Below are 9606 nucleotides of genomic sequence, written 5' to 3' on the forward strand. Positions count from 1 at the left end.
CATGTTGAGCAAAAAGATTCGCAACATATTGGTGTTCGGTTCCATCACGGCGATTTTCGCTGCGGTCGGCTACTGGAACATCAGCCCGGAACGCTTCCTCGACAAGCCAGTGGTGAAAGTCGACGAAAGCGCGATCGACTATTACGCCATCAACGCCCACAGCGTGCAGTTCCTGCCGGATGGCAAACTGCAATACGAGATGACGTCCGATAAAGTCGAACACCTGAAAGCAACCGAAGTGACGCTGCTGACCAACCCCGACCTGAACATGTTCCGCGGTACGGAGTTCCCGTGGCACGTCCAGAGCGAAAAGGGTGAAGTCAATCCGGACGGTACACAGGTTGAACTGATCGACTCGGTACGCATCACGCGTTTCGACGAAAAAAACCGCAGAACCCTGATCACCACCACTCGCATGACCGTGTTCCCGCAACAGCAATATGCGCAGACCGAGCAACCCGTTAGAATCGACGGCGCTGGCGGTGTATCGACTGGTAACGGAATGAAAGCGTATTTGAAAGAAAGCAGGATACACCTGCTATCGAACGTAAGAGGACAGTATGAGGCTCGTTAAAACCCTCCCTATTTTGCTCAGTCTGGGCGCAGCACTGGGAAGCGTGAGCGCCTGGGCTCTGCCGGACGATCAACAACAGCCTATCCGCATTCAGGCCGACGACGCCCAACTGGACGACAAGAACGGCATTGCCACCTACACCGGTGACGTGATCATCACTCAGGGCTCTATGAAGGTTACCGGCAACAAGGTGACCATGACCCGCACCCCGAACGGCGATATCGACGTGGTGACCTCGGTGGGCAACCTGGCTTATTTCGAGCAGTTGCAAACGGCAGGCGATACCAAGCCGGTCCAAGGCTACGGCGTCACCATCCAGTATCACGCCTCGCAAAATCGCGTCGTGCTGATCGATCGCGCCAAAGTGATCGACAAGGACAACAACGTCACCCAGGGCGAGAAAATCGTCTACGACACCGAGAAAAAGCTCGCCAGCGCCGGTCGCGCTACCGGCAGCAAGGTGACCGAGTCGCGTCCGCGCATCGACATGGTGATCCAGCCGAAAAAGAAAACCGACGAGCAAAAGGCCCAGTAATGGCAACTCTGAAAGCTCAGCATCTGGCCAAGAGCTACAAGAGCCGTCAGGTCGTGCGTGACGTCAGCCTGTCCATCGACAGCGGTCAGATCGTCGGCCTGCTTGGCCCCAACGGCGCCGGCAAGACTACTTGTTTCTACATGATCGTCGGCCTGGTACAGGCCGATCAGGGCCGCGTCCTGATCGACGACCTGGACGTCAGCCACCAGCCGATGCATGGCCGCGCAAAGGCCGGGATCGGCTATCTGCCGCAAGAAGCGTCGATCTTCCGCAAGCTTTCAGTAGCGGACAACATCATGGCAATCCTCGAGACCCGCAAGGAACTCGACAAGGCCGGTCGTCGCCAGGAGTTGGAAAGCCTGCTGCAGGAATTCCACATCAGCCACATTCGCGACAACCTTGGCATGAGCCTGTCCGGTGGTGAACGCCGCCGCGTGGAAATCGCCCGGGCGCTGGCCACCAACCCGAAATTCATCCTCCTGGACGAACCATTCGCTGGCGTGGACCCGATTTCGGTAGGCGATATCAAGCAGATCATCTACCACCTCAAGGCCAAGGGCATTGGCGTGCTGATCACCGACCACAACGTCCGTGAAACCCTGGATATCTGCGAAACCGCCTACATCGTCAACGATGGTCAACTGATCGCCGAAGGCGACTCAGAAACCATCCTGGCCAACGACCTGGTTAAAGAAGTGTACTTGGGCCATGAGTTCCGCCTGTAAGCGCTGAGATGTCTGGCAGGTCGCGAAAGCGCTTGTTGCGATAAAAAATCAACATTTTTTTATTGTTACAGCGCTCTAGGCAAACGCTGCAGTTTCGGGCATATAATTTGCTTATGTTTGGCGCTCCGGCGCCCTGTAGTGGATGGCGCATGTGCGCCGGCGAATAAGGTGTTAAGCCCCTGCCATGAAACCATCGCTAGTCTTGAGAATGGGCCAGCAGCTGACGATGACACCGCAGCTGCAACAGGCCATCCGCCTGCTCCAATTGTCGACCCTGGACCTGCAACAGGAAATCCAGGAGGCCCTGGAGTCCAATCCGATGCTCGAACGCCAGGAAGAAGGCGACGACTTCGACAACACCGACCCCTTGGCCGACAACGCCGAACAGAAGCCCAACAGCGACATTCAGGAACCCTCCTACCAGGAAAGCGCCCCGACGGTGGATAACCTCGAGGAAGGCGACTGGAACGAGCGCATACCCAATGAGCTGCCCGTCGATACTGCCTGGGAAGACGTCTACCAGACCAGCGCCAGCAGCCTGCCGAGCAACGATGACGACGAGTGGGATTTCACCACCCGTACATCCGCCGGGGAGAGCCTACAAAGCCACCTGCTCTGGCAACTGAACCTGGCGCCGATGTCCGACACCGATCGCCTGATCGCCGTGACGCTGATCGATTGCATCAACAATCAGGGCTACCTGGACGAGACGCTCGAGGAAATCCTCGAAGCCTTCGATCCGGAACTGGACATCGAGCTCGACGAAATCGAGGCCGTCCTGCACCGCATTCAGCAATTCGAACCGGCCGGCATCGGTGCTCGCAACCTGGGCGAATGCCTGTTGCTGCAATTGCGCCAGTTGCCCGCCAAGACCCCTTGGCTGGCGGAAGCCAAGCGTCTGGTCACCGATTACATCGACTTGCTCGGCAGCCGCGACTACAGCCAGTTGATGCGCCGCATGAAGCTCAAGGAAGATGAACTGCGCCAGGTCATCGAACTGGTCCAGAGCCTCAACCCGCGCCCTGGATCGCAAATCGAGTCCACCGAAGCCGAGTACGTCGTTCCCGACGTGATCGTGCGCAAGGACAACGAACGCTGGCTGGTGGAACTCAACCAGGAATCGGTGCCACGTTTACGGGTCAACGCTCAGTACGCCGGGTTCGTCCGTCGTGCCGATACCAGCGCCGACAACACCTTCATGCGCAATCAGCTGCAAGAAGCCCGCTGGTTCATCAAGAGCCTGCAAAGCCGCAACGAAACCCTGATGAAAGTGGCCACCCAGATCGTCGAGCATCAGCGCGGCTTCCTGGAGTACGGCGACGAAGCGATGAAACCGTTGGTCCTGCATGACATCGCCGAAGCGGTCGGCATGCACGAGTCGACTATCTCGCGGGTGACCACGCAGAAATTCATGCATACCCCGCGGGGCATATATGAACTGAAATACTTTTTTTCCAGCCACGTCAGCACCTCCGAAGGCGGCGAATGCTCGTCCACGGCGATCCGCGCGATCATCAAAAAACTGGTTGCCGCGGAAAATCAGAAAAAGCCGTTGAGTGACAGCAAGATCGCTGGTTTACTGGAGGCACAAGGCATTCAGGTGGCTCGCCGCACCGTCGCCAAGTACCGCGAATCCCTCGGGATCGCGCCTTCGAGCGAACGCAAGCGGTTGATGTAGAGCCACGCCACAGCGTTCCAGTGGCAGATCATCTGATCTGCCGCTTTATGCACTGGCAACGAAGGAGAAGCTGTATGCAAGTCAACATCAGTGGACACCAACTGGAAGTGACCGAACCTCTTCGCACCTACATCGGCGAAAAACTCGAACGATTAGAGAGGCATTTCGACAAGATCACCAACGTGCAGGTCACGATGACGGTCGAAAAGCTGAAGCAGAAAATCGAAGCCACGCTGCATATTCCCGGGAATGAAGTGGTCGCCAACGCGGAGCATACCGACATGTACGCGGCGATCGACGCACTCACCGACAAGCTTGATAAACAACTCAAAAAGCATAAGGAAAAGACCCAGAGCCTCCTCCAGGGCGCTACCGGTCGTTAACACTCCCAACCCATGATCCGACTTGAAAGCATCCTGACCCCCGGCCGTTCCCTGGTGAACGTGCCGGGCGGCAGTAAAAAGAAAGCCCTCGAGCAAATTGCCAACCTCATCCATCGCGAAGTGCCGGATCTGGAGATGCAAGATGTCTTCGAGGCTTTGATTGCCCGTGAAAAACTCGGATCCACCGGTTTTGGTAACGGCATCGCCATTCCTCACTGCCGCCTCAAGGGCTGTGATTCACCCATCAGTGCCTTGATGCACCTGGACGCCCCAATCGATTTCGACGCCATCGACGGCGCGCCGGTTGACCTGCTGTTCGTTCTGCTGGTCCCCCAAGCCGCTACCGATGCGCACCTGGAGCTGTTGCGCCAGATCGCCAGCATGCTCGACCGCAAGGAAGTGCGCGAAAAACTTCGCAGCGCTCCGAGCAATGAAGCCTTGTATCAGGTTGTCCTGGACGAGCAAAACGGGCACTAATCATGCGCTTGATCATCGTCAGTGGCCGTTCCGGCTCGGGTAAAAGTACCGCCCTCGATGTACTCGAGGACAATGGCTACTACTGCATCGACAACCTGCCTGCCGGGTTGCTGCCGGAATTGGCCGAGCGCGCACTGATTCACACCGAGCTGTCTCAGCCACTGGTTGCCGTGTCCATCGACGCGCGTAACTTGCCGAGCCATCTGACTCGTTTTCCTGACCTGCTGGAAGAAGTCCGCAGCCGGCACATCCAGTGCGATGTCTTGTACCTGGATGCCGACGACGAAACGCTACTCAAGCGATTCTCGGAAACCCGTCGACGTCACCCATTGAGCAACGCCAACCGATCGCTCGCCGAAGCAATCAGCGTCGAGAGCACTCTGCTCGGACCGATTGCGGACCTCGCCGATCTCAAGATAAACACCACCAACCTGAACCTGTATCAGCTGCGCGATACCATCAAGCTGCGCCTGCTGAATCAGCCGGAGCCGGGAACTGCGTTCCTGGTGGAGTCTTTCGGGTTCAAGCGTGGCATGCCAGTGGATGCCGATCTGGTGTTCGACGTGCGCTGCCTGCCGAACCCATATTGGAAGCCGGAGCTTCGTGAACAGTCCGGACTCGATCAACCGGTTGCCGAGTACCTGGCGGCACAACCGGATGTCGAAGAGATGTATCAGGACATATCCACCTATCTGCTCAAATGGTTGCCCCGCTTTGCCGCCAGCAACCGCGCCTATGTCACCATTGCCATTGGCTGCACTGGCGGCCATCACCGCTCCGTTTATCTGACTGAACGCTTGGCCAAGACCCTGCAACAATCCCTGAAGAACGTCCAGGTCCGCCACCGCGACCTCAGCTAAAGGATTCACACCGCGATGCCTGCTCTGGAAATCGAAATCATCAACAAGCTGGGCCTGCACGCCCGCGCTTCCGCAAAATTCGTTGGAGTTGCCGGGCAGTTCAAGGATTGCACGATCAGGGTAGGACGCACGCCAGAGACCACAGTCGACGGTAAAAGCATCATGGCGATGATGATGCTGGCGGCCGGCAAGGGCACAAAGATTTATCTAAGCACGGAAGGCGAGCAGGAGCAGGAAGCGCTGGATGCACTGGTGGCATTGATCAACAACTACTTCGACGAAGGCGAGTAACACCCGCTTTTTTGTGGCGAGGGAGCTTGCTCCCGCTGGGCGGCGAAGCAGCCCCAAAACCTGTCGTCACAATGAATCTGACACTCCGCGCCGGCTGATATTACGACTGCTGCGCAGTCGAGCGGGAGCAAGCTCCCTCGCCACAAGTGTTCCTTCTGCTTTTTGCGCCCCGTTCAAGCCAACGCCGTATCCATCACCATCATCAAACAAAACCCGATCAACAACCCAAGACTGGCCAACTTGTCGTGACCGTGTCGGCGCGACTCTGGAATGACTTCATGGGTTACCACCAGAAGCATTGCTCCCGCCGCCAGCGCCAATCCCAAAGGCAATAACAGTTCGGCCAGGCTCACCAGCCAGGCGCACAACAGTGCGAACACCGGCTCGACCAATCCTGACGCCGCACCGATCAGGAATGCCTTGAAGCGCGACATCCCTGCTCCCGCCAGCACCAACGCAATCACCAGCCCTTCCGGCACATCCTGCAGGGCGATGCCCATCGCCAAACTGTCTGCATCAGGCATTCCACCCCCAGCCGAAACACCGACCGCCATGCCTTCGGGAATGTTATGGGCAATGATGGCGAATACGAACAGCCAGATCCTCGGCGGAATCACCGGATGTTCAACAGTGCCTACGAGCATTTCCGGCGAAGCCCCGGAGACCTTGCGATCAACCAGAAACAGGCCGAACGCGCCAAGCATGATGCCAAAACAGATCAGGCTGCTGGCTGCCCATGGGGTCATGCCAAGATTTTCTGCCGCCGCAATGCCCGGCACGATCAACGAAAACGCGGTCGCCGCCAGCATCACTCCGGCACCAAACCCCAACAGCGTATCGCTGAGTGCCTGGGGCATGCGCCGGATCACCAGCACCGGCACCGCCCCGAGCGCGGTGCCGAGGGCGCAGATCGCACCGCCCTGCAACGCTCGAGACAGCTTCGGCTCCAGATCCAGCCATTCCAGCCCATGCGCAACCAGCAAGCTCATGCCCGCCAGCAGTAACAGCGACCCAAATGCGTAACGAAACATTCGTCCATTTCCGATCGCCAGTGTTTCAGTGCCCATAGTCAGCCTTGGATTGTTTTTGCAGAAGACTTAAATCAGCGCGGCCTGATAGCGCGCGGCAACTTCTGGCCAATTGATCACGTTGTAGAACGCGCTGATGTATTCCGGGCGACGGTTCTGATATTGAAGGTAGTAGGCGTGCTCCCAGACATCCAGGCCGAGGATCGGCGTGTTGCCGTTCATCAACGGGCTGTCCTGGTTGCCGCTGCTCTCCACGATCAAGGTCTTTTGTGACGTGACGCTCAGCCAGGCCCAGCCGCTGCCGAAGCGCGTCAGCGCAGCTTTGGTGAATGCCTCTTTGAAGCTGTCGAGTCCGCCCAGTTGCTCATCGATGGCCGCAGCCAGTGCGCCTTCCGGTTTACCGCCACCACCTGGCGTCATGACTTCCCAGAACAACGAATGGTTGGCGTGCCCACCGCCCTGATTGATCACGGCAGCGCGCAGTTTCTCCGGAAGTTGCTGCACGGCAGCCACCAGTTTTTCCACCGGCCATTCAGCAAACTCGGTGCCTTCAACGGCGGCGTTGAGGTTGTTGATGTAGGTCTGGTGGTGTTTGGTGTAGTGAATCTCCATGGTCTGCGCATCGATATGCGGTTCCAGGGCGTCGTAGGCGTACGGCAAGGCAGGCAAGGTAAAAGCCATTTCAATGGACTCCATGATGATGAGGCGCAGCAGGGTGCGACGGTGCGGCGGCATCGATGTGCAGCAAGCGATGAGTGCGCGGGTATTCACCGTGTTCGCTGATGAAACTCAGCAATTCGACGTAGGTTTTGCTGCTCTGGCGCATCGCGGCTTCACGCAGGGCCGGTGCCAGTCGCGGATCCTGCATGGTCTGCAACAGCCGCTGATGGATAGCACACAGATACTCGGCGCTCTCCTCCGGCTGGTTCAGGCGCAAATGCAGATCCGCCAGGTTGTGGTGGGAAATCACGCAGGCCGCCACCGCTTCATCGGCATCTGGCCAGCGCTCGAACAACACTTGGGCCAAGGCCAACGCCTGCAAGTAAGCCTCGCGAGCATCGACCAGTTCGCCCAGCATGAAACAGCGATTTGCTCTTTCGATCGTGCGTTTCCAGTGCTCCATGGTGAGCCTCCAAAGCGCTAGCGGTGTTTATTACACGCCGCCTGCGGTGAGTTTTTCCGGGTTGAGCAACTCTTCCAGTTGGCTGCGTGACAGCTCGGTGTGTTCCAGCGCCACGTCGATCACCGGACGGCCTTGTTGATAGGCCTTCTTGGCGATCTCGGCGGCTTTCTGATAGCCAATGATCGGGTTGAGTGCGGTCACCAGAATCGGGTTGCGGGACAGGGCTTGCTTGATGCGGTCTTCGTTGACCTTGAAGCTGGCGATGGCCTTTTCACCCAGCAGACGGCTGGAATTGGCCAGCAATTCGATGCTGCTCAGCAGGTTCTGGGCGATGATCGGCAGCATCACGTTCAATTCGAAATTACCCGACTGACCGGCGATGGTGATCACCGTGTCGTTGCCGATCACCTGGGCGGCGACCATGGCAGTAGCTTCCGGGATCACCGGGTTGACCTTGCCAGGCATGATCGAAGAACCCGGTTGCAAGGCTTCGAGCTCGATTTCACCCAGGCCGGCCAACGGACCGGAGTTCATCCAGCGCAAGTCGTTGGCGATTTTCATCAACGATACGGCGGTGGCCTTCAGTTGCCCGGAGACGGCAACGGCGGTGTCCTGAGAGCCAATCAATGCAAACAGATCCACGCCTGGCGTGAATTGCACCTGGGTCAGCTTGCTCAATTGTTGACTGAAACGTGCGGCGAACTCCGGATGCGCATTCACGCCAGTACCCACCGCCGTACCGCCCTGGGCGAGGGATTGCAGACTGGGTTGCAGATCCTGCAAATGGCCGATGTTGGCTTTGAGCTGTTGCGCCCACCCGTTGAGCACTTGGCTCATGCGCACCGGCATGGCATCCATCAAGTGGGTACGACCGGTTTTGACGTGGTGATGCACCTCTTCAGCCTTGCGCTCGATTACCTGCACCAACCCGTTCAGCGCCGGCAGTAGCTGCTCGTGCAACGCAAGCGCCGCACTGACGTGAATGGTGGTAGGAATAATGTCATTGCTGCTTTGACCGCAGTTGACGTGATCGTTGGGGTTAACCGGCTCGCCGAGTAGACGGCTGGCCAGGGTGGCAATCACTTCATTGGCGTTCATGTTGGAACTGGTGCCTGAACCGGTCTGGAAAATATCCACCGGGAAGTGCCGCATGAAGTCACCTTCAAGCAGTCCCTGGGCTGCATCGACGATGGCTTTGCCTTGGGATTCACTGATCTGCTTGAGTTCGATGTTGGCGCGGGCAGCGGCGGCCTTGGCCAGGATCAGCGCACGGATGAATTGCACCGGCATCGGCTTGCCGCTGATTGGGAAGTTATCCACCGCACGTTGAGTCTGTGCGCCGTAGAGGGCGTCTTCCGGGACCTGAAGCTCGCCCATGCTGTCGCGCTCAATACGTGTCTTGGTCATCTGAAAATCCTTGCACCAGTTCTATGAGAGGAATCGAGGGTTGCAACTCGCAGCTCGCCAGTTGCCAGGTGTAGCTCTGCCAGCGCTTGAGGCGGCATTTGCAAAGAGAGAGGCGTTCCAGCTCGCGCAGTGGTCGCCAGGCCTGGTCGAGGCAGTACGTGCGCCAATGCCACGGCAGCGCGACATCGGCGGCGGTGTCGAGCAACAGGCGCAAAGAAGTTTCAGCAATGGTCCAGGGAGAGGTCGCCGTGCAACAGGCCAGATACCGGCCTTCGGCCAGGTAATGATCGATAAGGCGCGGTTCGTCGGGATTCATCGCGCAACGGATCTGGCGACTCATCCAGCGCCAGCTTTCGAGGTAAGGCTGCTCGTGCAAGGCAGAACTCATGATCCGCGGCTCATTCGGTAATGAGATTTATTATTAGATGATAATGAGAACCAAAACAAGAGCAGTGCAGCGAGCAAAATCTTTTGTAGGAGCCGGCTTGCTGGCGATGGCGGCTCTGAAATCGCCATCGCCAGCAA

At 57.9% G+C, this 9606-nt stretch carries 13 protein-coding genes; 8 read left to right on the top strand and 5 right to left on the bottom strand.

Features of this window, described 5'->3' with window-relative positions:
* Nucleotide 1 precedes the first annotated feature (1 nt).
* The 8 genes from lptC to NL64_RS05280 all read left to right on the top strand — a co-directional run bounded on the left by lptC (nt 2) and on the right by NL64_RS05280 (nt 5523).
* Nucleotides 2-574, top strand: a complete 573-nt coding sequence (gene lptC / locus NL64_RS05245) for an LPS export ABC transporter periplasmic protein LptC (protein ID WP_034147096.1) — start codon at nt 2-4, stop codon at nt 572-574.
* Nucleotides 561-1109, top strand: a complete 549-nt coding sequence (lptA, locus tag NL64_RS05250; protein WP_034147097.1) for a lipopolysaccharide transport periplasmic protein LptA — start codon at nt 561-563, stop codon at nt 1107-1109. Before lptC ends, lptA begins: the two co-directional genes overlap by 14 nt.
* Complete coding sequence (gene lptB, locus NL64_RS05255; protein ID WP_034147098.1) at nt 1109-1834, top strand: LPS export ABC transporter ATP-binding protein; 726 nt, start codon at nt 1109-1111, stop codon at nt 1832-1834. Before lptA ends, lptB begins: the two co-directional genes overlap by 1 nt.
* A 184-nt stretch (nt 1835-2018) precedes the next feature.
* The gene (locus tag NL64_RS05260; RefSeq protein WP_034147099.1) at nt 2019-3512 is read left to right on the top strand and encodes an RNA polymerase factor sigma-54; all 1494 of its coding nucleotides are present in this window, start codon (nt 2019-2021) and stop codon (nt 3510-3512) included.
* Between the two features lie 74 nt (nt 3513-3586).
* A complete protein-coding gene (gene hpf, locus NL64_RS05265) occupies nt 3587-3895 on the top strand; it encodes a ribosome hibernation-promoting factor, HPF/YfiA family (protein WP_007941242.1) in 309 nt (102 codons plus the stop codon).
* A 12-nt stretch (nt 3896-3907) separates the two neighbouring features.
* The gene (gene ptsN / locus NL64_RS05270) at nt 3908-4372 is read left to right on the top strand and encodes a PTS IIA-like nitrogen regulatory protein PtsN (protein ID WP_034147100.1); all 465 of its coding nucleotides are present in this window, start codon (nt 3908-3910) and stop codon (nt 4370-4372) included.
* Nucleotides 4373-4374: 2 nt separating this feature from the next.
* Nucleotides 4375-5232, top strand: a complete 858-nt coding sequence (rapZ, locus tag NL64_RS05275; protein WP_034147101.1) for an RNase adapter RapZ — start codon at nt 4375-4377, stop codon at nt 5230-5232.
* A gap of 15 nt (nt 5233-5247) precedes the next feature.
* Nucleotides 5248-5523 (top strand): HPr family phosphocarrier protein, encoded by a 276-nt coding sequence (locus NL64_RS05280; protein ID WP_034147102.1) that lies wholly within the window; start codon nt 5248-5250, stop codon nt 5521-5523.
* 173 nt (nt 5524-5696) lie between these two features.
* Here the strand turns inward: NL64_RS05280 and NL64_RS05285 are convergent, their stop codons facing one another.
* Genes NL64_RS05285 through NL64_RS05305 form a run of 5 tightly spaced genes read right to left on the bottom strand, consistent with a single transcriptional unit; the run spans nt 5697 to nt 9469 of the window.
* Nucleotides 5697-6590 (bottom strand): ZIP family metal transporter, encoded by an 894-nt coding sequence (locus tag NL64_RS05285; RefSeq protein WP_034147103.1) that lies wholly within the window; start codon nt 6588-6590, stop codon nt 5697-5699.
* A 30-nt stretch (nt 6591-6620) separates the two neighbouring features.
* A complete protein-coding gene (locus tag NL64_RS05290) occupies nt 6621-7232 on the bottom strand; it encodes a superoxide dismutase (RefSeq protein ID WP_034147104.1) in 612 nt (203 codons plus the stop codon).
* A 1-nt stretch (nt 7233) separates the two neighbouring features.
* Nucleotides 7234-7674 (bottom strand): hypothetical protein, encoded by a 441-nt coding sequence (locus NL64_RS05295; RefSeq protein WP_034147105.1) that lies wholly within the window; start codon nt 7672-7674, stop codon nt 7234-7236.
* Between the two features lie 30 nt (nt 7675-7704).
* Nucleotides 7705-9081, bottom strand: coding sequence for a class II fumarate hydratase (locus NL64_RS05300; protein WP_034147106.1), 1377 nt, complete (start codon nt 9079-9081; stop codon nt 7705-7707).
* Nucleotides 9062-9469 carry a hypothetical protein gene (locus NL64_RS05305; protein ID WP_034147107.1) on the bottom strand — a complete coding sequence of 136 codons (408 nt, stop codon included), beginning with the start codon at nt 9467-9469 and terminating at the stop codon, nt 9062-9064. The genes NL64_RS05300 and NL64_RS05305 overlap by 20 nt, the downstream gene beginning before the upstream one ends.
* Nucleotides 9470-9606: the final 137 nt, after the last annotated feature.

This window comes from Pseudomonas fluorescens (assembly GCF_000802965.1).
GTDB lineage: Bacteria > Pseudomonadota > Gammaproteobacteria > Pseudomonadales > Pseudomonadaceae > Aquipseudomonas > Aquipseudomonas fluorescens_A.